The organism is Streptomyces sp. NWU339, assembly GCF_003143855.1.
Taxonomy (GTDB): domain Bacteria; phylum Actinomycetota; class Actinomycetes; order Streptomycetales; family Streptomycetaceae; genus Streptomyces.
On the sequence record NZ_QFRK01000045.1, the window covers coordinates 1 to 23,964 of the forward strand.

At 69.4% G+C, this 23,964-nt stretch carries 24 protein-coding genes, 1 pseudogene and 2 CRISPR repeat arrays; of the genes and pseudogenes, 11 read left to right on the forward strand and 14 right to left on the reverse strand.

All coding sequences use genetic code 11. The features are described 5' to 3' along the window. Positions 1-250 precede the first annotated feature (250 nt). A CRISPR array of direct repeats spans positions 251-523; the repeat unit is 29 nt; unit sequence GTCTTCCCCGCCGACGCGGGGGTGTTCCG. Between the two features lie 159 nt (positions 524-682). Beyond that, positions 683-2,302 (forward strand): IS1634 family transposase, encoded by a 1,620-nt coding sequence (locus tag DIZ27_RS47725; RefSeq protein ID WP_181383827.1) that lies wholly within the window; start codon positions 683-685, stop codon positions 2,300-2,302. A 26-nt stretch (positions 2,303-2,328) separates the two neighbouring features. Continuing rightward, positions 2,329-2,786: a CRISPR direct-repeat array (repeat unit 29 nt; unit sequence GTCTTCCCCGCCGACGCGGGGGTGTTCCG). Between the two features lie 18 nt (positions 2,787-2,804). Here DIZ27_RS47725 and DIZ27_RS34380 read toward each other — a convergent pair. Both DIZ27_RS34380 and DIZ27_RS34385 read right to left on the reverse strand, forming a co-directional pair. Next, positions 2,805-3,020, reverse strand: coding sequence for a DUF397 domain-containing protein (locus DIZ27_RS34380; RefSeq protein ID WP_109382329.1), 216 nt, complete (start codon positions 3,018-3,020; stop codon positions 2,805-2,807). Next, positions 3,017-3,847 carry a helix-turn-helix transcriptional regulator gene (locus DIZ27_RS34385; protein WP_109382330.1) on the reverse strand — a complete coding sequence of 277 codons (831 nt, stop codon included), beginning with the start codon at positions 3,845-3,847 and terminating at the stop codon, positions 3,017-3,019. The genes DIZ27_RS34380 and DIZ27_RS34385 overlap by 4 nt, the downstream gene beginning before the upstream one ends. 135 nt (positions 3,848-3,982) lie before the next feature. On the opposite strand from DIZ27_RS34385, the gene DIZ27_RS34390 reads away from it, so the two are divergent. Further along, entirely contained in the window at positions 3,983-4,216 is a 234-nt protein-coding gene (locus DIZ27_RS34390) for a hypothetical protein (protein WP_258308675.1), read from the forward strand. 499 nt (positions 4,217-4,715) lie between these two features. Here DIZ27_RS34390 and mmsA read toward each other — a convergent pair whose 3' ends face one another. The 3 genes and pseudogenes from mmsA to iolC form a co-directional block, all read right to left on the reverse strand. Further along, positions 4,716-6,218, reverse strand: coding sequence for a CoA-acylating methylmalonate-semialdehyde dehydrogenase (mmsA, locus tag DIZ27_RS34405; RefSeq protein ID WP_109382372.1), 1,503 nt, complete (start codon positions 6,216-6,218; stop codon positions 4,716-4,718). 200 nt (positions 6,219-6,418) lie between these two features. Further along, positions 6,419-6,490, reverse strand: a pseudogene (locus tag DIZ27_RS47730) (5-deoxy-glucuronate isomerase); the annotation flags it as partial. Between the two features lie 53 nt (positions 6,491-6,543). Continuing rightward, positions 6,544-7,494 carry a 5-dehydro-2-deoxygluconokinase gene (iolC, locus tag DIZ27_RS34415; protein WP_109382333.1) on the reverse strand — a complete coding sequence of 317 codons (951 nt, stop codon included), beginning with the start codon at positions 7,492-7,494 and terminating at the stop codon, positions 6,544-6,546. A 427-nt stretch (positions 7,495-7,921) separates the two neighbouring features. Here iolC and DIZ27_RS34420 point away from each other — a divergent pair, with 427 nt between their 5' ends. Continuing rightward, positions 7,922-8,119 (forward strand): AlpA family transcriptional regulator, encoded by a 198-nt coding sequence (locus DIZ27_RS34420; RefSeq protein ID WP_109382334.1) that lies wholly within the window; start codon positions 7,922-7,924, stop codon positions 8,117-8,119. 52 nt (positions 8,120-8,171) lie between these two features. Here DIZ27_RS34420 and DIZ27_RS34425 read toward each other — a convergent pair whose 3' ends face one another. Beyond that, entirely contained in the window at positions 8,172-9,215 is a 1,044-nt protein-coding gene (locus tag DIZ27_RS34425) for a zinc-dependent alcohol dehydrogenase family protein (protein ID WP_109382335.1), read from the reverse strand. A 261-nt stretch (positions 9,216-9,476) separates the two neighbouring features. Here DIZ27_RS34425 and DIZ27_RS34430 point away from each other — a divergent pair, with 261 nt between their 5' ends. Then, the gene (locus DIZ27_RS34430; RefSeq protein WP_109382336.1) at positions 9,477-9,716 is read left to right on the forward strand and encodes a heavy-metal-associated domain-containing protein; all 240 of its coding nucleotides are present in this window, start codon (positions 9,477-9,479) and stop codon (positions 9,714-9,716) included. Between the two features lie 664 nt (positions 9,717-10,380). Here the strand turns inward: DIZ27_RS34430 and DIZ27_RS34435 are convergent. The 3 genes from DIZ27_RS34435 to DIZ27_RS34450 form a co-directional block, all read right to left on the reverse strand. Further along, on the reverse strand, positions 10,381-11,670 hold the full coding sequence (locus DIZ27_RS34435) for a citrate synthase (protein ID WP_109382337.1): 1,290 nt from the start codon (positions 11,668-11,670) through the stop codon (positions 10,381-10,383). 242 nt (positions 11,671-11,912) lie between these two features. Then, entirely contained in the window at positions 11,913-14,165 is a 2,253-nt protein-coding gene (locus DIZ27_RS34440) for an ATP-dependent RecD-like DNA helicase (RefSeq protein WP_109382338.1), read from the reverse strand. A 460-nt stretch (positions 14,166-14,625) separates the two neighbouring features. Beyond that, entirely contained in the window at positions 14,626-15,498 is an 873-nt protein-coding gene (locus tag DIZ27_RS34450; RefSeq protein ID WP_109382373.1) for an aldo/keto reductase family oxidoreductase, read from the reverse strand. 131 nt (positions 15,499-15,629) lie between these two features. Here DIZ27_RS34450 and DIZ27_RS34455 point away from each other — a divergent pair, with 131 nt between their 5' ends. Next, positions 15,630-16,070, forward strand: a complete 441-nt coding sequence (locus DIZ27_RS34455) for a helix-turn-helix domain-containing protein (protein ID WP_109382340.1) — start codon at positions 15,630-15,632, stop codon at positions 16,068-16,070. 313 nt (positions 16,071-16,383) lie between these two features. Further along, positions 16,384-16,707 carry a hypothetical protein gene (locus DIZ27_RS34460; protein WP_258308676.1) on the forward strand — a complete coding sequence of 108 codons (324 nt, stop codon included), beginning with the start codon at positions 16,384-16,386 and terminating at the stop codon, positions 16,705-16,707. A gap of 31 nt (positions 16,708-16,738) precedes the next feature. Here the strand turns inward: DIZ27_RS34460 and DIZ27_RS34465 are convergent, their stop codons facing one another. Then, positions 16,739-16,927 carry a DUF397 domain-containing protein gene (locus tag DIZ27_RS34465; protein ID WP_181383828.1) on the reverse strand — a complete coding sequence of 63 codons (189 nt, stop codon included), beginning with the start codon at positions 16,925-16,927 and terminating at the stop codon, positions 16,739-16,741. Between the two features lie 5 nt (positions 16,928-16,932). Further along, a complete protein-coding gene (locus DIZ27_RS34470; RefSeq protein ID WP_109382342.1) occupies positions 16,933-17,736 on the reverse strand; it encodes a helix-turn-helix transcriptional regulator in 804 nt (267 codons plus the stop codon). A gap of 255 nt (positions 17,737-17,991) precedes the next feature. Here DIZ27_RS34470 and DIZ27_RS34475 point away from each other — a divergent pair, with 255 nt between their 5' ends. Together DIZ27_RS34475 and DIZ27_RS34480 are read left to right on the forward strand one after the other, a co-directional pair. Beyond that, on the forward strand, positions 17,992-18,453 hold the full coding sequence (locus DIZ27_RS34475) for an ATP-binding protein (RefSeq protein ID WP_109382343.1): 462 nt from the start codon (positions 17,992-17,994) through the stop codon (positions 18,451-18,453). 182 nt (positions 18,454-18,635) lie between these two features. Next, positions 18,636-19,112, forward strand: coding sequence for a DUF4265 domain-containing protein (locus tag DIZ27_RS34480; RefSeq protein ID WP_309074938.1), 477 nt, complete (start codon positions 18,636-18,638; stop codon positions 19,110-19,112). 472 nt (positions 19,113-19,584) lie between these two features. On the opposite strand, the gene DIZ27_RS34490 is transcribed toward DIZ27_RS34480, so the two are convergent. Continuing rightward, positions 19,585-20,181 (reverse strand): TetR/AcrR family transcriptional regulator, encoded by a 597-nt coding sequence (locus DIZ27_RS34490; protein ID WP_109382344.1) that lies wholly within the window; start codon positions 20,179-20,181, stop codon positions 19,585-19,587. A gap of 90 nt (positions 20,182-20,271) precedes the next feature. On the opposite strand from DIZ27_RS34490, the gene DIZ27_RS34495 reads away from it, so the two are divergent. Then, complete coding sequence (locus DIZ27_RS34495; RefSeq protein ID WP_109382345.1) at positions 20,272-21,135, forward strand: SDR family oxidoreductase; 864 nt, start codon at positions 20,272-20,274, stop codon at positions 21,133-21,135. A 208-nt stretch (positions 21,136-21,343) separates the two neighbouring features. On the opposite strand, the gene DIZ27_RS34500 is transcribed toward DIZ27_RS34495, so the two are convergent. Then, on the reverse strand, positions 21,344-21,973 hold the full coding sequence (locus tag DIZ27_RS34500) for a class I SAM-dependent methyltransferase (RefSeq protein ID WP_109382346.1): 630 nt from the start codon (positions 21,971-21,973) through the stop codon (positions 21,344-21,346). 76 nt (positions 21,974-22,049) lie between these two features. On the opposite strand from DIZ27_RS34500, the gene DIZ27_RS34505 reads away from it, so the two are divergent. Continuing rightward, positions 22,050-22,244, forward strand: coding sequence for a hypothetical protein (locus tag DIZ27_RS34505; protein ID WP_109382347.1), 195 nt, complete (start codon positions 22,050-22,052; stop codon positions 22,242-22,244). A gap of 223 nt (positions 22,245-22,467) precedes the next feature. Here DIZ27_RS34505 and DIZ27_RS34510 read toward each other — a convergent pair whose 3' ends face one another. Continuing rightward, on the reverse strand, positions 22,468-22,653 hold the full coding sequence (locus DIZ27_RS34510; RefSeq protein WP_109382348.1) for a hypothetical protein: 186 nt from the start codon (positions 22,651-22,653) through the stop codon (positions 22,468-22,470). A 254-nt stretch (positions 22,654-22,907) separates the two neighbouring features. Between DIZ27_RS34510 and DIZ27_RS34515 the strand changes: the two genes are divergently transcribed. After that, positions 22,908-23,810 (forward strand): ribokinase, encoded by a 903-nt coding sequence (locus DIZ27_RS34515; protein ID WP_109382376.1) that lies wholly within the window; start codon positions 22,908-22,910, stop codon positions 23,808-23,810. Positions 23,811-23,964 lie beyond the last annotated feature (154 nt).

The following is a 23,964-nucleotide window of genomic DNA, read 5'->3' on the forward strand; positions in this document are numbered from 1 at the left end:
CCGGCGCACCGMTCGGCAGATCTCCGATCACCGACAGCACCGTCTTGACCCCGTTCGGCACATTCCGGTTGACCTGCACCGCACCGTCGTCCTCGACCACGGCGATCTGCGAACGCTTGCGGTGCACGTCGATACCGACGTAGACAGACATTGAGGGCCTCCTTCCCGAGCCCGTACATACCCGGACAGTAGGTACCGCCGGGCTGAGCAGGGAAGGGGGCCCGGCCCTCATAGGGTCAGGTCAGAAAGGGTCTTCCCCGCCGACGCGGGGGTGTTCCGGCTGCGCGGGAGCGTCGTACGGGGCGCTCGTCGTCTTCCCCGCCGACGCGGGGGTGTTCCGCTCTGCGGCCGGTCGGTTGGCCTTCGCCCTGCGTCTTCCCCGCCGACGCGGGGGTGTTCCGGAGGCGAGTGTTCGTGCTCATCGCGGGTCTCCGTCTTCCCCGCCGACGCGGGGGTGTTCCGGGGAGGGGTCCACCCATGGCCCGGAAGCTGAAGTCTTCCCCGCCGACGCGGGGGTGTTCCGAACATCCGGGCCGCGATGGGTCTCAAGGGCTAGTCCCATCCTCCGCACATGACCGGTTCGGATGAACTGATGATGTGGCCGGTACTTCTGTGGGGACGGGTCGTTGGGTAGAGCGTGCCGATATCTCGTTCGCGCCGTTCCCGGGTCCAGCGTCCTCGCATGGCGGTGGAGTTGGCTTCCGTGGTGGAGAGGCGTCTGGGCGCTCTGCCTGCCTCTGCCGAGTTTCTGCGCCGGCTGGACGTGGCCGGGATCATCGACGAGCTGTGTCCCGTACGGGATGTGGCGCATCTGACACACGGGCAGGTCATCGAGGTGCTGGTCGCCAACCGGCTGTCCTCGCCGGCCTCGATGGTCCGCGTGGAGAACTGGGCCCGGACATGGGCTGTGGAGGAGGTCTTCGGCGTAGAGCCCGAACTGCTGAACGACGACCGGCTCGCCCGCGCGCTGGACGCGATCGCTCCGCGTCTGGAAGAGATCACCGGATCGGTCGGCGCGCAGGCCATCGCGGAGTTCGGTATCGACACCGCCCAGATCCACTGGGACATGACGTCGATGTCCCTGTTCGGCGCCTACGAGGACCAGGACGAGGCGTTCCCGCAGGTCAGGTACGGTCATCCCAAGGACCGGCGGGTCGATCTGAAGCAGGTCCAGGCCGGGCTGGCCGTCAGCCGCGACGGCGGGATCCCCCTCTTCCACCGGATCTACGACGGCGGCGCGGGCGAGGTCGCCCAGGTCGTGGGCGCGATGAAGGCCCTGCGGAAGATCGCCGGCCGCAAGGACTTCCTGCTCGTCGCGGACTCCAAACTCGTGTCCTACCCGAACATCACCGCGCTGCTGGACGCGAAGGTCGACTTCGTCGCCCCCGTCCCGGCCGCCCAGGTCAAGGCGGAGGTCTACGCCGCCCTGGACCTGGAGGCGGCCGAGTTGGTGGACTGCGTCAACGACCGTGACCGCGAGCGGAACACCCCCGCCGACCAGTGGGAGTCCTACCGGGTCCTGGAGGACGTCCACGTCATGCCCGGGCCCCGCAAGAGCGACCCCGTGCACCGGCTCCGCCGGATCCTGGTCCACTCCACCGGCAACGCCAAAGGGCAGCAGGCCGCCCGCGCCAAACGCCTGGCCAGGGCGGCGGAGGACCTGGAGAAACTGCAACGCTCCCCCGGCGGCCGCTACTACAACACCGCGGCCAAGGTCGAGGCCCGGATCGGCGTGATCGCCAAGACCCGCCGGGTCGCGAACTGCCTGCGCACCACCGTCACCACATCCCCCGACGGGCGCCCGTCGCTGACCTGGCACTTCGACCAGGACATCCTGGACGCCCAGGCCGCCGCCGACGGCTGGTACGCCCTGGTCACCCGCCTTACCCCCGAGCAGGCCGACGCCGCCGAGGTCCTGCGCCGCTACAAGGGCCAAGGCGTGGTCGAACGCCGCTACCACGACTTCAAAGGCCCCCTCGCGGTCGCGCCGGTCTTCCTGGAACACAACCGGCGCATCGCCGCCCTGATCACCGTGATCTGTCTGGCCCTGCTGGTGTTCTGCCTGATCGAACGGCAGGTACGCCAGGCCCTGGGCCCCGAACCGACCATGCACGGCCTCTACCCCGACAACCGCAGGGTCCGCCCCACCGGCCGCATGATCCTCTACCACCTCGACAGCCTCACGCTCCGCCCCGGCACCGCCACCGACCCGCCCGCCATCCTCGTCAGCCGAGGAATCCAGGCACACCTGCTCGAACTCCTCGGCATCGACGAAACCCGACCCCGCTGGCTGGAGACCTAAAACCCCATGTGCGAAGTCACCGGCTAGTCTTCCCCGCCGACGCGGGGGTGTTCCGTGAAGGCGCTGCGGCAGAAGGCCGCCGACTCGTCTTCCCCGCCGACGCGGGGGTGTTCCGCTCACGCCCCTCACGGCGGCCGCGCCGTTCACGTCTTCCCCGCCGACGCGGGGGTGTTCCGTCGGCTCGGTCCCAGCCTTGGGTGGTCACGAGGTCTTCCCCGCCGACGCGGGGGTGTTCCGCTCACGCCCCTCACGATGCGAGAGGCCCGGGAAGCGTCTTCCCCGCCGACGCGGGGGTGTTCCGTGACAGTCTGATCGCACGCCGGGACGCATCGGGTCTTCCCCGCCGACGCGAGGGTGTTCCGTGGAGCACGTAGGACGTGGTGCCGTCCTGCCAGTCTTCCCCACCGACACGGGGGTGTTCCGTTGATCTCGGGATAGATACACACGTAGCCGGAGCCTTCCCCGCCGACGCGGGGGTGTTCCGTGAGTCAGCGGCTACGCATCAGGCAGTCGGGGAACCGGGCCCCTTGAGGGTGCTGAGGAAGGCGGTCCAGGCGGTGGTGGGGAAGCGGAGGACCGGGCCGTGCGGGGTCTTGCTGTCGCGGACGGGGACAACGGCGGGGAGGCCATGGGCAACCTCGACGCAGTTGTCTGCTCCTCCGTCGCTGTAGCTCGACTTGCGCCAGTTAACGGCACCAAGATCGGTTGTACGGCTCATGACCGGAGCTCCTCCAGGACGCGCTCGATGAACATCACCGAGTCCTGTGGCGTCAACGCCACATCTCGCACCCGATCGTAGGCCAAACGGAACTTATGGATATCGTCAGGCTCTTCGAGCAGTTCGCCGGACGTGTTGCCTTCCAAGTAGGCAACAGAGGTTCCGTCAGGTTGCCACAACAGGTGGAGTGAGCCCCTGTTGAGCGGGTGAACCCCCGCGCTGAACGGCAGTACCTGGATGGTGATCGTGGGTTGGGCTGCCGAGTAGACGAGGTGGAGCAACTGGTCGTCCCAAATCTTGGGGTCGGCCACAGTGCGCCGCAGTGCCGCTTCATCGATGATCACTCGGATGACAGGTTTGGGCTTTCGGTGAAGCAACTCCTGACGCCCGATACGCGCGACGACCTGTTCTTCCAATGCCTCTTCATCCGGCTGCGCCTGCCACAGCGACAGCACAACCCTGGCGTACGCCTCCGTCTGAAGCAGACCAGGAACGCCAGGGGTATACATGTGCATCACGTTGGCCGTGGCTTCCAGCCGCATGAACGCCTTGTACTGGTCCTTGAACACCTCCATCCGCGCCAGCTTCCACAGCCGAACCAGCAGGTCTCCGGTCTCGTAGTACGTGTCCAGGTCTTCCATCACCGGTCGTTTGGAGATGCGTTCGGCGGCTTCGATCCGGTACAGGTAGCTCTTGTCGTAGTTGGTGTCCTCTGCGAGCTGGCTCAGCGACTTGCCCGCTTTCTCGCGGAGGTAGCGCAGGGTGCTGCCGAGCGCGCCCCGCGCGGAGTCCTCGTTGCTGTCCTGCTGCTCCGGCCGTACGTTCATCGGCCACTCCCCTGTTCCCCTGTCCCCTGTACGCGTCCGCTGCCTCGTGGAGCGGCAACGCGTCGGCCCTGGTCGCGCCACCTGGTCAGCGTGATGCTTCGAGTGCAACACGTGACGAACAGCCGGAGCAGGTAAATGACGGACAAGGAACTCGAAGCGGTGATGGACGGCATTCAGCAGGCAGAGGCCGTGCGGGAGGAGTTGGGGATGGCGCTGGCCGGTGTCGGGATCACACTGCCCTCGCTGGCGCTGGACGTTCCCATGGTCGCGGCATGCCACGCGGTTCCGCTCATCGACCTCGGGCGCTGCAACCTCGCGACCGCCCGGAAGCTCGCGACCGTACTGCGGGCCGCCGGAACGACGCGGTGAGCGAGGGGGCGCGGCCACTCACGGCTGACGAGTGGCGGTTGATGCTGCGGTTACTGGCCTGCCTGAGGAACGGCCTGGCGCGCGACAGTGAGCAGCAGGGCCCGGACGACGAGTCGTCATCGCCGTCCGCGTGGCGGGGAGACGGGCGGCCGCTGAGCGAGCGGCTTCGGGAACTCAACCACTGGAGCAGTCACCGGGACGGCCTGCGGTGACCGGGCGGTCGTCGGACGTGGACTGGCTCGCACCACCACGCGGCACGGACGAGATCCCGCGTGGCACGCTGGTCGAGGATCCGGAATCCGGGCGCGTGGGGATCCTCCAGGACGTCACGGCGTACGTGCCTCCCTGGCGAGGGGACCAGCGCCCGCGTCCGACCGCGTTCGTACGTCCCGTCGGTGGGGGCCGGGAGTGGACCGTGCCCCCGGAGCGGCTGCGCCCGGTCGGCCGGGACCGTGGGGGTGAGCACGGTCCCGGTCGGCCGGGATGACGGTCCGCGCCGTCAGTGGTTGCGGGGGAAGCCCAGGTCGATGCCGGTCGGGGCGTCGGAGGGGTCGGGCCAGCGGGTGGTGACGACCTTGCCGCGGGTGTAGAAGTGCGTGCCGTCGTTGCCGTAGATGTGGTGGTCGCCGAAGAGGGAGTCCTTCCAGCCGCCGAAGGAGTGGTAGCCGACGGGGACCGGGATCGGGACGTTCACGCCGACCATGCCGGCCTCGACCTCCAGCTGGAAGCGGCGGGCGGCGCCGCCGTCCCGGGTGAAGATCGCGGTGCCGTTGCCGTACGGCGAGGCGTTGATCAGGTCCAGCGCCTCCTCGTACGTCTCGGTGCGCAGCACGCACAGTACCGGGCCGAAGATCTCGTCCTGGTAGGCCTTCGCGGACGTGGGCACCCGGTCCAGCAGGGAGATGCCGATCCAGTGGCCGCCCTCGTGGCCCTCGACGGTGTGGCCGGTGCCGTCCAGGACGACCTCGGCGCCCTCGCCCGCCGCGTTCGCCACGTAGGAAGCGACCTTGTCGCGGTGGGCCTTGGTGATCAGCGGGCCCATCTCGGAGGCCGGGTCGTTGCCGGGACCGATCTTGATCTTCTCGGCGCGCTCGCGGATCTTCTCCACCAGGGTGTCGCCGATCGCGCCGACGGCGACGACCGCGGAGATCGCCATGCAGCGCTCCCCCGCCGAGCCGTAGGCGGCGGAGACGGCGGCGTCGGCCGCCGCGTCCAGGTCGGCGTCGGGCAGCACCAGCATGTGGTTCTTGGCGCCGCCCAGGGCCTGGACGCGCTTGCCGTTCGCCGAGGCGGTGGTGTGGATGTAGCGGGCGATCGGCGTGGAGCCGACGAAGGAGACGGCCTGGACGTCGGGGTGGGCGAGGAGCCGGTCGACGGCGAGCTTGTCGCCGTGGACGACGTTGAAGACGCCGTCCGGCAGCCCGGCCTCCGACAGCAGCTCGGCGAGGCGGACGGCGGCCGAGGGGTCCTTCTCGGACGGCTTCAGCACGAAGGTGTTGCCGCAGGCGATGGCCAGCGGGAACATCCACAGCGGCACCATCGCCGGGAAGTTGAACGGGGTGATGCCCGCCACGACGCCCAGCGGCTGGCGGATCGAGGCGACGTCGACCCGGCTGGCGACCTGCGTGGACAGCTCGCCCTTGAGCTGCACGCTGATCCCGCAGGCCAGGTCGACGATCTCCAGCCCGCGCGCCACCTCGCCGAGCGCGTCGGAGTGCACCTTGCCGTGCTCGGCGGTGATCAGCTCGGCGATCTCGTCGCGGTGCGCGTCCAGCAGCGCCCGGAACGCGAAGAGGACGGAGGTCCGCTGGGCCAGGGAGGACTGCCCCCAGGTCAGGTACGCCTCCTTGGCGGCGGCGACCGCGGCGTCCACCTCCTCCACGGAGGCGAACGCGACCTTCGTGGTGACCTCGCCGGTCGCCGGGTCGGTCACCGGCCCGTACGCGCCCGACGTGCCTTCGGCGGTCTTGCCGCCGATCCAGTGATTGACGATCTTCGTCATGACCGAGAACTCCTTCACAGAGGGCGGCGCCGGTTCTTCACGTGCCTTGAGTTACGTGCCTTGGTTTCATCCCACCAGGATCGGGCGCGGGACGCGCCCGACACACTGTCGGGCTTTCCGGTCTCCCCGTAGACACTTGGGCGGGGAGGTCGGGGTGGGCCGGGGACCTCCGGCGCGGGGCCGTAGCGGGCGGGGAGTCATCGCACGCACTTCGCTCCTGCCAAAGCAAAGCGGCCTCCCGCGCCGGAGGCGATCGGTGCCGGGGCTGGCCGTCAGCGGTGCCCCGGGGTACGGCCGGAACCCACGCGGCCGGGGTGCGCATCGGTCATCGCACGGCCCCCTCGGTGACCGCCGCCTCGATCTCGTCCTCGGTGGGCATCGCGGACGAGCACTCGAGCCGGGAGGCGACGATGGCTCCGGCGGCGTTGGCGTACCGCATGGTCCGCTCCAGGCTCCAGCCGGCGAGCAGGCCGTGGCAGAGGGAGCCGCCGAAGGCGTCGCCGGCGCCGAGGCCGTTGAGGACGTTCACCGGGAGCGGCGGGACCTCGGCGCTCTCCCCCGTGGTGCTGACCGCGAGGACGCCCTTCGGTCCCTGCTTGACCACGGCGAGTTCGACGCCGGCGGCCAGCAGCGCACGGGCGGCGGCGTGGGGTTCGCGGACGCCGGTGGCGACCTCCACCTCGTCCAGGTTGCCCACGGCGACGGTGGTGTGGCGCAGGGCCTCCCGGTAGAAGGGGCGGGCCTGGTCGGGATCGCGCCAGAACATCGGGCGCCAGTCGAGGTCGAAGACGGTGGTGCCGGCCTTGGCCCGGTGGGCGAGTGCGCCGAGGGTCGCGGTGCGGCTGGGCTCCTCGCTCAGTCCGGTGCCGGTGACCCAGAAGACGCTCGCGTCACGGATGGCGTCCAGGTCGAGTTCGTGGGCGTCGATCTCCAGGTCGGGGGCCTTGGGCCGGCGGTAGAAGTACAGCGGGAAGTCGTCCGGCGGGAACACCTCGCAGAAGGTGACCGGGGTGGGCAGCCCGGGGACCGCGGTGACCCAGCGGTCGTCCACGCCGAAGTCGCGCAGCTCCTGGTGGAGGTAGGTGCCGAAGGGGTCGTCGCCGGTGCGGCTGATCACCGCCGTGTGCCGCCCGAGGCGGGCGGCGGCGACCGCGACGTTCGTCGCCGAGCCGCCGAGGAACTTGCCGAAGGAGGTGACCTGCGGAAGCGGGACACCGGTCTGGAGCGGGTAGAGGTCCACTCCGATACGGCCCATGGTGATCAGGTCGTACGCCATCGCGATCGCGTTCCCTTCGTGCCGTGTCGCGGTGTCCGGTGGTCCCGGGTCGTCCTGGTACGGCTCTCCTCCGGTTTCTAGCCGTGGAGCGAAGCCCTGTCAATACTTTGTCCAGACATACGGACCAGATCTCGACAGGGCCTCCCCGAACCCGGCCGGTTCGACCGGGGACACCCCGAACGGGTCAACCCGCCCCGCCGACGGACCGGCGAGGATCTTTGCGTCACTTGTGTCACAAACACCCCGCCCCTGTCACAGATGTCCCGCGCAGACGGTTCTTCCGTCACGCCCCGCGCACAACCGTCAACCCGTTCCGTAACACGTCGTTGACCGGGCAGAACGCTGGGTGATCGCCAGCGCAGCACCCGGCTCCCCCTGACGGCCGCCCCCTGGCCGCCTCCGTGGTGCTCGTGGGGAGGAACGACGCATGACCGACCGACGCCTGTGGTCGTACAAGGACATCGCGGCGCACATCAAGGTGCAGCCGGACACCGTACGCTCCTACCGCAAGCACGGTCTGCTGCCCCCGCCCGACCACGTGGAGAGCGGCAAACCGTACTGGTACGCGGACACGGTGCGCCGCTGGGTGGCGGCCCGGCCCGGCAACCGGAACCGCAGGGACTAGCCGATCCGTACGGCACCGCCCGCCTCCGGCTCCGGCCGGGCGTGGGCGGTGCTCAGTTCCAGGGCTCGATGACCGTCACGCCCGCGCCCGGTGCCGTGCCCATTGCCGCCAGGGCCGACGGGACCGCGGCCAGGCCGATGGTGCGCGTCACCAGCAGGTCGGGGCGCAGGACGCCCGCCCGGACCAGCTCCAGCATCGGGGGGTAGGTGTGCGCGGCCATGCCGTGGCTGCCGAGGAGCTCGAGCTCCAGGGCGACGGCACGGGCCATCGGCACCGGGGTCGTGCCCGTCGGCGAGGGCAGCAGGCCGACCTGGACGTGGCGGCCCCGGCGGCGCAGGCCGTTCACGGAGGCGGCGCAGGTGGCGGGCGAGCCCAGGGCGTCCAGGGAGAGGTGGGCGCCACCGCCGGTGAGGTCGCGGACCGCGGCCGCGGTGTCCTCCGTCCCGGACCCGTCCACGCACTGAGCCGCGCCGAACTTCCGTGCCAGGTCCAGGGCCCGGGGGGACACGTCCACGGCGACGACCCGGGCGCCCGAGGCCGCCGCGATCATCACGGCCGACAGGCCCACCCCGCCACAGCCGTGCACCGCGACGAACTCCCCCGCCGCCACCCTGCCCTGCTGCACCACCGCCCGGTAGGCCGTGGCGAAACGGCAGCCCAGGGAGGCGGCCGTCGCCAAGGACATGCCCTCGGGGACCTCGACCAGGTTCACGTCGGCGTGGTCCAGGGCCACGTACTGGGCGAACGAGCCCCAGTGGGTGAAGCCGGGCTGGGTCTGCCGCTCGCACACCTGCTGGTCCCCTGCCGCGCAGGCCGGGCAGTTCCCGCAGGCGCAGACGAAGGGGACGGTGACCCGGTCGCCGACCCGCCGGCCGGTGACCCGCGCGCCGACCGCCTCGACGACACCGGCGAGTTCGTGGCCGGGCACGTGCGGCAGTGTGATGTCCGGGTCGTGACCTTGCCAGCCGTGCCAGTCGCTGCGGCACAGGCCGGTGGCCTCGACCCGCACCACGACCCCGTGCTCCGCGGGTTCCGGGTCCGCGACCTCCCGCACCTCGGCCGGCTCCCCGTACCGCTCGAACACCACCGCCCGCATGACCGGCCCGCCTTCCGTCCGCGCCGGCGGTGCGGGAGCCGGCGTGGAGTGCCGTACGCGCACCCCGGCGCCTCCCCCGCCCCTTCCCGGCGATCACCGTTTGCGGCGGAACGCTATCCGCGAACCTCCGCCCTGTCGCGGGCGGCTCCTTGATCCGGGAGCCCCGACGGTCCTGGATTCATACCCCCTAGGGGTATAAACTGAAAAACGTGGCCCCCGCGGGCCCCTCCACCTCACACGTCTCGACGAGGGAGCAACGACATGACCACCCAGACCGACATCCAGGGCTCCGTCACCGCCACCTACAAGGTGAGCGGCATGAGCTGCGGCCACTGCGAGGGCGCCGTCTCCGGCGAAGTCTCCGGGCTCCCCGGGGTCTCCTCGGTGAAGGCCGTCGCCACCACCGGCGTGGTCACCGTCGTCTCCGCGGCCCCGCTCGACGAGGAGGCCGTCCGCGCCGCCGTCGACGAGGCCGGTTTCGAACTGGTCGGCAAGGCCTGAGGACACGGTGCCCCGGCCGGCCTTCGCCGCACCGGCCGACCCGCCGCCGAAGGGCGTTTCATTGAGATCTCGACCTGATGAACCCCTGGAGTCCGGTACGACCTTTCACATAAGCTCTTCACAAGGCGTACGCATCGCCCTTACGCCTGGGCCCCATTGGCAATACCGGGGCCCTTGCGCGCGTAACGGACATATGCAAGAGACGCAGATCACAGTGAAGTGAACGTAACCATCGAAGGGGTTCGAAGGTCTAAGTTGGCGATGTCAGGAAGCGTCTTGGGGGGCGCGACCTGGCATCTGGGGATGTCTTTGGGGGACTTTCCCAGACTGCGTTGCCGGGGCACGTACATCGGAGAGCTTTGAGCGGCCCTCCCGACCGTGCGCTGTCCCGGCAGACCGCATGAGGGCAGTGAGTTCTGTTCTGCTCATTGTGCTCACACAGCGATTCAGGCGCTGTTCTTCACAGGCGCCCGGCCGGATCCCGTGGGGGGAATCCGCACCGGGACATGGGAAGGCGCCCTGCCGTCGGCCCGTGGGGGGACCGGCGCGGGGCGCCTTCTCGCTTTTCCCGAGGCTCGGTTCCGGCCCGGGCGGCCGACGAAAACACCGGACGGCACACCCTGAGGGCATGCCGTCCAGTGTCCGTGCGGGCGACCGGGGTCGGTCAGCGCTGCTCGACCGGGATGAAGTCCCGCTCCACCACGCCCGTGTAGATCTGGCGCGGGCGGCCGATGCGGGAGCCCGGCTCCTTGATCATCTCGTGCCACTGGGCGATCCAGCCCGGGAGGCGGCCGAGGGCGAACAGGACCGTGAACATCTCGGTCGGGAAGCCCATGGCCCGGTAGATCAGACCGGTGTAGAAGTCGACGTTCGGGTAGAGGCTGCGCGAGACGAAGTAGTCGTCGGAGAGCGCGTGCTCCTCCAGCTTCAGCGCGATGTCCAGCAGCTCGTCGGACTTGCCGAGGGCGGACAACACCTCGTGCGCGGCGGCCTTGATGATCTTGGCGCGGGGGTCGAAGTTCTTGTAGACCCGGTGGCCGAAGCCCATCAGGCGGACGCCGTCCTCCTTGTTCTTCACCTTGCGGATGAAGGAGTCGACGTCGCCGCCGTCGGCCTGGATGCCCTCGAGCATCTCCAGGACCGACTGGTTGGCGCCACCGTGCAGCGGGCCCCACAGGGCGGAGATGCCGGCGGAGATCGAGGCGAACATGTTCGCCTGCGAGGAACCGACCAGGCGCACCGTGGAGGTCGAGCAGTTCTGCTCGTGGTCCGCGTGCAGGATGAGCAGCTTGTCCAGGGCGGAGACGACGACCGGGTCGAGCTCGTACTCCTGGGCCGGGACCGAGAAGGTCATGCGCAGGAAGTTCTCGACGTAACCGAGGTCGTTGCGCGGGAAGACGAACGGGTGGCCGATCGACTTCTTGTACGCGTAGGCCGCGATGGTCGGGAGCTTGGCGAGCAGCCGGGTGGTGGAGAGGTTGCGCTGGCGCTCGTCGAACGGGTTGTGGCTGTCCTGGTAGAACGTGGACAGCGCCGAGACGACCGACGACAGCATGGCCATCGGGTGGGCGTCGCGCGGGAAGCCCTTGTAGAAGTTCTTGACATCCTCGTGCAGCAGGGTGTGCTGCGTGATGTTGTTCCTGAACGTGCTGAGTTCGTCGACGGTCGGCAGCTCACCGTTGATCAGCAGGTAGGCGACCTCCAGGAACGAGGAGCGCTCGGCCAGCTGCTCGATCGGGTATCCGCGGTAACGGAGGATGCCCCCCTCACCGTCCAGGTACGTGATCGCGGATTTGTATGCGGCGGTGTTGCCGTAGCCGCTGTCCAGCGTCACCAGTCCGGTCTGGGCGCGGAGCTTCCCGATGTCGAAGCCCTTGTCGCCGACGCTGCTGTCGACCACCGGGTAGGTGTACTCGCCGTCGCCGTACCGCAGTACTACAGAGTTGTCGCTCACGTCTTCCCTCACCGACGTAGTGCCTCATCTTCGAGGTGCCCTGACTGTCTCTACCATCCCCCACTTGGCTCAGGAGAGTGCACTCGGGGTCGACCATCGGGCCTATTGGCGGCACTGAGTGCCGCCAGCTTTCTCATCCTGCCCGCTGTGTTCAACTTCCGGAAGCCCTTGTGACCTTTACGACTCATTTGATCGATCATTTTTCTTCCGGGAACGGGGCGAAGGACCGCAACAACGGCGGATCAGGCGCCCGCGAGCCGGAAGTCGAGCGCCGTGCAGCGCCTGCCCGCCGACACCGTGCGGACCGCCTGTCCGATCGCCCTGCGGGAGCCGACGAGGACGACCAGCCGCTTGGCCCGGGTGACCGCCGTGTAGAGCAGATTGCGCTGGAGCATCATCCAGGCGCCGGTGGTCACCGGGATGACGACGGCCGGGTACTCGCTGCCCTGGGAGCGGTGGATGGTCACCGCGTAGGCGTGCGCCAGTTCGTCCAGTTCGTCGAACTCGTACGGCACCTCCTCGTCCTCGTCCGTCAGCACCGTCAGCTTCTGGTCGACCGGGTCGAGCGAGGTGACCACTCCGACGGTGCCGTTGAAGACCCCGTTCGCGCCCTTCTCGTAATTGTTGCGGATCTGGGTGACCTTGTCGCCGACACGGAAGACCCGGCCGCCGAACCGCTTCTCGGGCAGGTCCGGGCGGCCCGGGGTGACGGCCTGCTGGAGCAGTCCGTTCAGCGTGCCGGCGCCGGCCGGGCCCCGGTGCATGGGGGCCAGGACCTGCACGTCCCGGCGCGGATCGAGACCGAACCTCGCCGGGATGCGCCGGGCCGCCACGTCCACGGTGAGCCGGCCGGCCTCCTCCGTGTCGTCCTCGACGAACAGGAAGAAGTCCTTCATGCCGTCGGTGACCGGGTGCCGCCCGGCGTTGATCCGGTGCGCGTTGGTCACCACGCCCGACTGCTGGGCCTGGCGGAACACGCGGGTGAGGCGGACGGCGGGGACCGGACTGCCGTCCGCCAGCAGGTCACGGAGCACCTCGCCCGCGCCGACGCTGGGGAGCTGGTCGACGTCGCCGACGAAGAGCAGGTGGGCGCCGGGGGCCACGGCCTTGACCAGCTTGTTGGCCAGCAGCAGGTCGAGCATGGACGCCTCGTCGACCACCACCAGGTCGGCGTCCAGCGGCCGGTCCCGGTCGTAGGCCGCGTCGCCGCCGGGCTTGAGCTCCAGCAGGCGGTGGACGGTGGAGGCCTCGGCTCCGGTCAGCTCGGCCAGGCGCTTGGCGGCGCGGCCGGTCGGCGCCGCGAGCACCACCTTGGCCTTCCTGGCACGGGCCAGCTCCACGATGGAGCGGACGGTGAACGACTTGCCGCAGCCGGGACCGCCGGTGAGGACCGCGACCTTCTCGGTGAGCGCCAGCTTCACGGCGGCCTCCTGCTCGGGGGCCAGGTCGGCCCCCGTACGCCCCTTGAGCCAGCCGAGGGCCTTCGCCCAGTCCACGTCCCGGAAGCCCGGCATCCGGTCCTCTCCGGTGCGCAGCAGCCGCAGCAGCTGGGCGGAGAGGGACAGCTCGGCGCGGTGGAAGGGGACGAGGTAGACGGCGGTGACCGGGTCGCCGCCCTGCGGGTCGGGCACCTTCTCCCGTACGACTCCGGGGTCCTCGCCCTCCTCCGGTTCCGCGGCCAGCTCGGCAAGGCACTCGATGACGAGTCCGGTGTCCACCTGGAGCAGCTTCACCGCGTCGGCGATCAGCTTCTCCTCGGGGAGGTAGCAGTGCCCCTGGTCGGTGGCCTGCGACAGGGCGTACTGCAGGCCCGCCTTGACCCGGTCCGGGCTGTCGTGCGGGATGCCGACGGACTGGGCGATCCGGTCGGCGGTGAGGAAGCCGATGCCCCAGACGTCGGACGCCAGCCGGTACGGCTGGTTCTTCACGACGGAGATCGAGGCGTCGCCGTACTTCTTGTAGATCCGCACGGCGATGGAGGTGGACACCTCGACGGTCTGGAGGAAGAGCATGACCTCCTTGATCGCCTTCTGCTCCTCCCAGGCGTCGGCGATCTTCTTGGTCCGCTTGGGGCCGAGACCGGGCACCTCGATCAGCCGCTTGGGCTCCTCCTCGATGACGGTCAGGGTGTCCAGCCCGAAGTGCTGGGTGATGCGGTCGGCGAAGACCGGCCCGATGCCCTTGACCAGCCCCGAGCCGAGATAGCGGCGGATGCCCTGGACGGTGGCCGGGAGCAGTGTCGTGTAGTTCTCCACGTGGAACTGCTTGCCGTACTGCGGATGGGACCCCCAGCGCCCCTCCATCCGCAGCGACTCGCCCACCTGGGCGCCGAGCAGCGCCCCGACGACGGTGAGCAGGTCGCCGGCGCCCCGGCCGGTGTCGACCCGGGCGACCGTGTAGCCGTTGTCCTCGTTGGCGTACGTGATGCGCTCGAGGACACCTTCGAGGGTGGCGAGCCGCCGCTCACCGGGGGCCGCTGCGGACTGGTTGGACATGCTCCGACGGTACCGGGGGGCTGTGACAGGGTGCCGGGTCGCCCGGGCTTCAGCGCCGGGAATCCGCTGGGAGCGCTTGGACGAAGGGGGCGAAGGCCCCGGGGCAGGACGGCGTGGGTGGCGCGGGCCAGGGCCTGTTCCCTCACGCGGGTGAGCCGGGTTCGTGCGACGGCAGGAGGCCCGCCTCGGACAGGCGCTGCCACGCCGTGTGCACATGCGCCCGTGTGAACAGGCGCTGCCGGGGTGGCAGACCGCCCGCCTTCGACCGTGAGGCACACAAGCAACGCCACACCGGCAAGCGGTGTATCAACAAGCTCAAGCAATGGCGCGGCATCGCGACCCGTTGTGAGAAGACGGCCCCGATCTACCTGGCCGGACTCCACATCGCGGGCATCTTCCTCCGGTCCGCCCGACAGTCCGAGTGAAACCGCCTGGTCCCGGTCGGTGACCTGTGTGTTGTTCAGCGGCCGATGCTGTCCAGTTCGGCCATGTCCTCGTCGGAAAGGGAGAGCCCGGCGCCTGCGATGTTTTCGCGCAGGTGGGCGGTGGACGACGTACCGGGGATGAGCAGGATGTTCGGCGAGCGTTGCATCAGCCAGGCCAGCGCGACCGACATCGGCGTCGCCTCCAGTCGGCTCGCGACCTTCGAGAGCGCCTCGGACTGCAGCGGCGTGAAGCCTCCCAGGGGGAAGAACGGCACATAGGCGATGCCGTCGGTGGCGAGGCGGTCCACGAGGTCGTCGTCGTGGCGGTGGGCGAGGTTGTACATGTTCTGCACGCACACGATCGGGGCGATGCCGCGTGCCTCGGCGACCTGCTCCGGGGTGACGTTGCTGACGCCGAGGTGGCGGATCAGGCCCTCTCGCTGGAGGTCGACGAGCGTCTCGAATGCTTCGGTGATCGAGCCGGGCCGGGAGCCCCGAGCGTCGCCCATGCGCATGTTGACCAGGTCGAGAGCCTCGACGCCGAGGGATTCGAGGTTCTCGTGGACCTGCTTGCGCAGGTCTGCGGGGCGCCGGGCCGTGGGCCAGCCGCCCTGTGCGTCGCGGGTCGCGCCCACCTTGGTGGCGATGAACAGCGACTCCGGGTAGGGGTGCAGCGCTTCGCGGATCAGCTCATTCGTGATGCGCGGTCCGTAGGCGTCGCTGGTGTCGATGTGGGTGATCCCGAGGCCGACTGCCTCGCGCAGGACGGCCAGGGCGCCGTCGTGGTCGGCGGGCGGGCCCATGACCCACGGGCCGGCGAGCTGCATCGCGCCGTAGCCGAACCGGGTGACGGTCGAGTCACCCAGCGTCCAGGTTCCGCCTGGAAGAGGTGTGGAGGGCGTGTTCATCACAGTGCCTTTCGCTTCTTGCCAGGGGTGGTGTCTCCGGTCCCCTTGGACCAGTGTTGGAGAGATGCTTCCTTGCGGGAAGTAGGCACTCTGAAGTGCGTAACCAACCCAGAGGGTGAGAGGCGGGATCAGTGACGACGACGAAGGCCGACAAGAAGGCACGGGCCAAGGCGGAGTACAACGCGTTCCTGGCGGTGTGCCCCAGCCGTCAGCTTCTCGACCGGATCTCCGACAAGTGGGTCGTCCTGATCCTGTGCGCACTGGGCGGTAGCGCGCCCGAGCGGTCCGGTGCATCGCACGCCCCGAAGGCGATGCGCTACTCCGAGCTCGCCCGGCTCCTGGCCGGCGTCAGCCAGAAGATGCTGACCCAGACCCTGCGGGCCCTCGAACGCGACGGCTTGCTCACCCGCACCGTGACGCCCACGGTCCCCGTCACCGTCACCTACGAGCTGACTGACCTCGGCCTCTCACTCCACCACCTGACACGCGGGCTCCGACAGTGGGCGCAGACCCACATGGCCCAAGTCCTCGCCAACCGCGAGGAGCACGACGCACGAGCTTCCCGGCCTTGACGGCGTTCTCCCGTCTCTGCTGCAGGCTGATACGTACCTGGCCTTGAGTGACGTGCAGTGGGCGCGGATCGAGCCACTCTTTCCGGACCGGACGCCGCGACCGGGCCTGCGGCCGGAAACAACAAGCGGCTGATCCGAACGAAACCGCCCAGCCTCCGTCGGCCAACGATCGAACGATGACAGCCGAGCCTTATGGCGACGCCCGCACGGGGGGACTGCCCAAGGAACCCGGTGACGGTACCGGCGGGCTGTGACAGCCGGGACCTGCCCGGGAGGCCGCAGTCGGTAGGCTCCCGCGGACGAACTCGAGCAGATGGCGGAGCGGCACGTGATGCGAGACCTCTACAACGTCCGGTTGCGGCCCACCGAGGCCGCCGACGCACCGCTGACCGACGAGGAGGAGCAGCGCTTCCGGGCCGTGCTCTTCAGCGAGCTCGGGAACGAGATCGCCGACCACGGCTACGCGCGTTTCCCGGCTTACACGCCCGAGGACCGCCGTCGGCTGGTCGATGTCGCCCATCGCCTCACCGCGTACTGGGGACAGCAGGTGTTCGTCGAGGCCGAGGACCTCACTCGCCTGAGGCTCCACCTCGCCGGCCACGAGGCACGGCCGCAGACGCTGCCGACGCCCTCCTGAGCCCCATGCCGGCAACGGCCCCGCGTGCGTGTCACAGCTCCTTGCCCGACTCCTTCAGGGCATCGAGGAAGGGAGTGAAGACGGTGGTGGGGAAGGTGAGGGTGGCTCGGGTGGGGGCCTTGGAGTCACGGACGGCGACACGGGTGGGCGAGTTCGCGATCTCCACGCACTCGTTGCCGTCGTCGGGACCTGAGTAGGACGACGTACGCCAGTTGTCCATGCGCCTCACAGCTCTTTCGCCAGTCGGCCGATGAAGTCACGTGACCGTGCGGGGTCGAGTGCTACCGCCTCCACTTTACGGAAGCGAGTTCGAAAGGCACCGAGCTGTGCTTCGGAGTCGATGAAGGCCGAGCCGTGGGGTACGTCACGCACCACCGTGTCCAGCCTGGGCACGGGGCCACCCACATAGGTCATGGTGCTGGCGGCTCTGGCGAAGCCGTCCAGGTCGAACGGGATGACACGCATGGTGATGTCGTCCGCTTCGGAGAGCTCCAGGAGTCTGGTGAGTTGAGCCCTGGAGGTGGCCCGGTCACCGACCCTGATCCGCAGGGCCGCCTCGTGGATGACCAACTCGTACGGGAGAGTGATCTCCTGGGACGTCATTCGGTGACGGACACGCAACTCGAGTTCGTTCGGCGTGAGTTCCGGTACCCGGCCGGAGAAGACGGCACGGGCGTAGGCCTCCGTCTGCAGGAGGCCCGGTACGTAGAGAATGGCCACGTCGCGTCGGAACAGGGCGTGGTGGTTCAGTTCGGAGAGGTCGAGGAACGACGTGGGCAGCAGGCCCCGGTACTCCTCCCACCAGCCGCGTGTCCGGTCGGTGGCCATGGCGACCAGGGCGTCGATGAACTCCTCGTCCGTACAGGCGTAGTGGGACACGAGGCGACGGAGCCGCTGTTCACTCACGCCTGCCAGCGCGGACTCGATATGGGTGATCTGGGCGGGGCTCACGCCCAGCAGGGCCGCCGCCTGGCGAGAAGTGAGACCGGCCGCTTCGCGCAGTCTGCGCAGTTCAGTCGCCAGTCGCATCTGGCGTGCCGTTGGTTCGCGCCTCACAGCCCTCGACCGCTCTCTGATCCAACGCGCCCGTAAGCGCGACTCGTTCGGTGTCACTTTACGCGACCGGCTTGCTACGTCTCTATATTTAGATCTACCGTCGGTGACGCATTGAACGCCAAGTGCAACCGGGGCACCGGAAGCGCACCGTTCCGTCCTGTCGTGACGGCTGCGGCAATGACACCGGGCCCCCCTCTGAACCCCTCCCTCACCGAACGGAGTTGACGCATGCCTGAAAACGAGCCGTGGGAGTACTCCCTCCACATCCCCAACGACCTCCGCGCCGTCACCATCAGCCGCCGCACCCTCCGGCTGGTCCTGACCATGCACGGGCTGATCGGCCTCGTCGATGTCGCCGAGTTGCTGGCGACCGAGTTGGTCGCCAACGCCGTGACGCACACCCAGGGTCCCGCCGCCCTCCGGGTCCGCTGGGCACCGCCGGGCACGCTGCGGATCGGGGCATGGGACGCGGACCCGGAACCACCGGAACCGCCGACCCTCTTCGAGCAGGCCGGCGAGCTGGAGACGGGTCGGGGGCTGGCCCTGGTGCGGGCCTGCGCCGACGTGTGGGGGTGGCACCCACTGTCCAGACACGGCAACCGGGGCAAGTTCATCTGGTGCGAGCCGGCTCTCACTCGCCCCGTCGCTCCACAGCCCCCGACCCCTCTGACGGCCCCGCAGACTCGCTGACACTTCCCGGCCACCTGTTGGATCTGCGCTCACTTCTCTGCACTTCACTCAGACAAGTGACGAATCAGCACTCCAGCTGTAGATCGTGGTCTTGCTGGTGGGCGTCCGGTGACAGCGAGGATTGATCGCCCAGCTCAGGTCCGATGCGACGGGACTTCGGCGGCTGGCGCATGATGCCCGGCATGGAGAGCATGGTCGAGAAGATCAAGGTCTGGTTCCGGTTCGTTCCTTGCGAGGGGTGGCTCCCGCAGGACACCGAGGGTCTATGGGCTACGAGGCTCAGCGCTGACACGGCTCGCGTACAGAACGTCCCCTTTCTTCAGAACGGGGTGGCTGAGGGTGACGTCGTGCGGTTCCAGACCGACTCGGAAGGGCTTCGCTGGGCCGTGGGGCGGGTCAGCTCCTCCGGCAACTGCACGATACGCGTTGTGCCTCTTCCTTCCGGGCCGCTGGGGCGCAGCCCTCAGGCAGTTCATCAGCATCTTTCGAGATTCGGGCTCGGTGGCGAGGTCTTCAGTGAAGACTTCCCGATGGTGGCCTTCAACGCACCAGCCGGTGGTGACTTCCACGGAATCAAGGCGCTCCTGGCCCAAGGGCAAGAGGATGGGTGGTGGCACTACGAAGTCGGCTGTGCCACCGATGAGTGGTGGAACGCCTGATCTTCGCGCGCTCCGAGAAGGCCGTCCTTCGGGACAGCCGACCTTCGGACAGCGGACGTGTGCCCGTTGTCCCGCCCTGACCGTGCAGGTCTCCGAACGCCCGCGGCTCGTCGAGATCAGCGACAACCTCCTCGCACGCATCCTGGAAGCCGAAGGCGAGGGGCGGCTCGGCGAGATCGAAGGACTGCAGAGCAGCCTGACCCACGCCGAGGGGAAGCTCGCTCAACTCGACGCGCAGATCTCCCGGCAGCAGGAGTCTGTCGACCTGGGAATTCCCACCTTCCGGGAGATCGTTGCTCGCACTACTGCGGTCGCCGCACCGCCGGAGCCTTCGTGCCCTGGACCGTTGCCGCCTCCGGCGATGGTCAGAGGACGTCGGCACCGATCGGAACAGTGCGGAAGCGGCATGACCGGGCCGGTGGCAACGTGTGCACCAGACTGCGGAGCCTCCTTCGACCGGGAGGGTCGCCTGTCACCGCAGCTGGTTGAATGCCTGGTCGGCGTCGGCTACGGCCTCGGGGTGGACGTCGTGGGCGGTGCGACCGTCGGCGATCTTCTGCCAGTTGGTCCGGGCGAGCACCCGTTGGACCGCAAGCACCTGGGCGGCCAGCAGGCGTGCCTGGATGCCTTCACCGAGGGCGTCCGCCAGTGCCTCCTCGTCCTCGAGCTGGTACCGCGTGAGCCGTCCTGCCAGGCTCGGTGTGGTGAACACCAGCCGATGGAACGCCACCACCTCGGGATGATCGTTGAGACCGGTGACGGGGTCGTACCGATCGAGGCCGGCCCGAAAGTGCCGGTGCAGCGCCGTCACCGGCTTGATGCCGGACCCGCGGTCACGTACGACGCGTGCTGCCTCGCCCTGGTGGTCCGCAAACCGATGCAGCACCAGGTCTTCCTTGGTGGGGAAGTACCGGAAGAGGGTCGGCTTGGAGATCTCGGCCGCCGCGGCGATGTCGTTGACCGAGACGCGGTCGAAGCCGCGCTCCAGGAACAGCGAGACGGCCGCGTCGCCGATGGCGTCGCGCGTCCGCTCCTTCTTGCGGGCCCGCAGTCCCGTCGACTCGCTCATCTGACCACCGTAACATTCATGACCGGGTTGCTTTTTTAACCGAGTAACGTTTCCATGGGCGGCGTGAATCAGAAGAGAGACACTCCTCCCGTGCTCGTAACCGGGGCGACGGGCCGGGTCGGCCGCGTCGTCATCGACCGACTCCTCGACGCGGGCGTGCCGGTCCGTGCCCTCACCCGTCGCTCCGAGGCGGCGGCAACGCTGCCGGCGAAGGTCGAGGTCTTCACCGGCGACCTCACTGTGCCCGAGACGCTCGACCCGGCATTGAATGGCGCCGGTGCCGTCTTCCTCGTCTGGACCGCCCCGCCTCAGACCGCCGCGGCGGTCGTCGAGCGGCTGGCAGCCCATGTGCGGCGGGTCGTCTTCCTCTCCTCTCCGCACCAGACGCCGCACCCCTTCTTCCAGCAGCCCAATCCCACGGCGGTGCTGCACGCCGACATCGAGCGGCTCATCGCAGCCACCGGACTCGAGTCGACGATCATCCGGCCGGGGATGCTCGCGTCGAACTCGCTGGCCTGGTGGGCGCCCGCGATCCGGGCCGGCGAGGTCGTCCGGTGGCCTTACGGCGCTGCCGAGACGGCACCGGTCGACGACCGCGACGTCGCAGCCGTCGCGGCGCGGACGCTCTGTCAGGACGGATACGTCGGAGGCGACTACGTCCTTACGGGCCCCGAATCGCTGACCCAAGCCGCGCAGGTCGGCGTCATCGGCGACGCCCTGGGGAACCGGATCGCATTCGAGGAGATGACGCCGGACGAGTTCCGAAGCCTGTCGGAGGGCACGGCGCCCAGCTCGGTCGTCGACATGCTGCTCGCCGCGTGGAGCGCGGCGGTCGGACAGCCCGCGTACATCACCACTGCGGTGGCCGACATCCTCGGGACGGCGCCGCGAACGTTTCGCCAGTGGGCCGCCGACCACGCCACCGCGTTCACGGAGGGTCCGGAGGGGTCGTGACCTCGTCGACCGCGATCTGCGCCCCTGGCCACAGCCCTCAGTCCGCCGCCGCCCGGCCCCCGCCTCCGGGATGTGCCGGGCGCGTAGGTGCGGGAGGCTCAGTGGCCCGGGCATCGTGCGTACCGACAGGACGCGCAGCCTGCGGTCCAAGTGCACGATGTCGATGGGACATTACATGCGGAAGGTGTGCGCGTCGCCTGCAGGCGTCCTAGGGGCGGCGGGCCAGTAAGTGGGCGTCGAGGAAGCCTCGCTCGGAGGCCGGGTCGTGGAGCAGCCGGGCGAACGTGACGAGCCCGGCCCCGGCCAGCAACTCTGCGAACCGGTCCACCGGCCAGCTATAGGCGGGCGTCACCTTGTGGTCGAAGCGGACCGGCTCCGGTCCCTCGGTCGCGAAGAACGAGACCAGGAACAGGCCCCCTGGTGCCAAAACACGTGCCTGCTCGGCGAGCAGCGCGGGCAATTTTCCAGGCGGGGTATGGATCACCGAGTAGTGGGCCAGCACGCCGCCGAGCGCGCCGTCCTCGACCGGCAGGGCCTCCATCCGCGCCTCATCGAACCGCAGCGCCGGATGGGCCCGCCGGGCGTGGTCGACCATGCCCGGGGACAGGTCGAGCCCGAAGGCGTCCAGCCCCAAGTCGTGCAGCATGGACGTCAGATGACCGGGCCCGCACCCGACGTCGGCTGTCCGCGGGTTCCCCGTCCCGCGCACCAGCTCGGCGAAAGTGCCGATCATGTTCCGTGAGAACGGCTGCGTCTCCAACCGATCAGCGAACATCGACGCATAGAGCTCGACGACCCCGTCGTAGGCCGCCCTGGTCTCGTCCTGGTGTTCCGCCACGGGGAAGAAGCTAACACCCGCGCCGTTCGCAGCCGTTCTCCGCCTTCATACCGGCTCCTACCCATCCGGTACCTCGATGGTTTCCCCGTACATCGCGGGTGTCGCGGTGCTGTACCTGGGCGCCGACCCGGATGAGGCTCCTGCCGACGTCTCCATGGCACTGACCGACAACGCGCTGAAGGACGTCGTGCAGAACCCGGGTGAGGGTTCGCCGAACCTGCTGCTCAGCACCCAGTTCCTGCAGAAAAAGCAGCAAGATCACAACGGCTGACATCTCCGATGGTGCGAACTGGCTCTCACTCGCCCCGTCGCCCCACAGGCCCTGCCCCCTGATGGCCCCGCAGACTCGTTGACACTTCCCGGCCGGCTGTTGGATCTGCGCTCACCCGAGCGCGATACGTACACCTCAGGGCCAAGTGCTCACGGCCGGGCAACAGGCAGGGAGACCCGGCACCGTCCGACGAGCCGAAGCCGGGCCGCCCTTCGCGTACACCTCAAGCGCTGGTCCGTCTGCGGCGCCGCAGCGGTGCTGTCGCCCACATCGTCAGACCGAACAGGGACAGGAGCACCGCTCCTCCGACGACGGTGGGGATCGCCCCGATGAAAACAAACATCAGCAGCGACTCCGCCCACGTCGGCTCCTCGACCATCGTGCTCCCGCCCTGCGCCATGAACACCACGACGTCGACAGTCGGCGGCCGGTTCCGGACGCACGCGTCGCGGCACCCCGCACGCCGAGGACGACGAGACGGCGCTCGGCGCGATCGAGGTGCTCGGCTCCAAGGCCGGAAAACCGGTCCGGGTCGTCGGCTTCGACGGCACGCCGGACGGCCGGAAGGCGGTCGGGGAGGGCACGCTGTACGCGTCCACCGCACAGCAGCCGGCCGGCCGCCCGCCCGGAACGACCCTATGGGGAGCCATGGAGCACCAGTCCGTGTACGACTACGACCTGCTGATCGTGGGGTCGGCCAACGCCGACCTGGTGATCGGCGTGGAGCGCCGGCCGGGCGCCGGAGAGACGGTGCTCGGCTCCGACCTGGCCGTCCACCCGGGTGGCAAGGGCGCGAACCAGGCGGTAGCGGCCGCCCGGCTCGGCGCCCGTACGGCCCTGCTGGCCCGGGTCGGCGACGACGCGCACGGGCGGCTGCTGCTGGACTCGCAGCGGGAGGCCGGGGTCGACACGGCGAACGTGCTGGTGGGCGGGGCGCCGACCGGCGTCGCGCTGATCACGGTGGACCCGTCCGGGGACAACAGCATCGTCGTCTCACCGGGCGCCAACGGCCGGCTGACACCCGCGGACGTACGCGCCGCCGGGAGCATCTTCCACGCCGCCCGGGTGGTGTCCACGCAGTTGGAGATCCCACTGGAGACGGTGGCGGAGGTGGCACGCACGCTGGCGCCGGGCAGCAGGCTCGTGCTGAACCCGTCGCCGCCGCAGCCGCTGCCGTCCGAGGTGCTGGCGGCGTGCGACCCGCTGATCCTCAACGAGCACGAGGCGAAGGTGATCCTGGGTGAGGCCCGCGTCGGTGAGGAGCCCGAGGACTGGGCACGGCTGCTGCTCGCGAAGGGGCCCCGGTCGGTGGTGGTGACGCTGGGCGGTGAGGGTTCCCTGGTGGCCTCCTCCGACGGTGTCGCCCGCGTCCCCTCCGTACCGGTGCGCGCCGTGGACACCACCGGCGCCGGGGACTCCTTCACCGCGGCGCTGGCCTGGCGGCTCGGCCTCGGCGACTCCCTCGCCGACGCGGCCTCCTACGCGGCCCGGGTGGGGGCGGTGACGGTCACCAAGGAGGGCGCGCAGGTGTCCTTCCCGACGGCGGAAGAGGTAGCCGCCCTGTGAAGGGGAGCGGAATACTCGACCGGCGTCTCTCCGACACGTCGGCCGAGCCGGGCCACGGGGACGGGGTTCTGCCGTGCGTGGGGAAACTTCGACACGGAGAAATTTCGAGGGGGCCCGGTACGTGACCGGGCCCCCTCGGTTCCCTCCCCCTGTT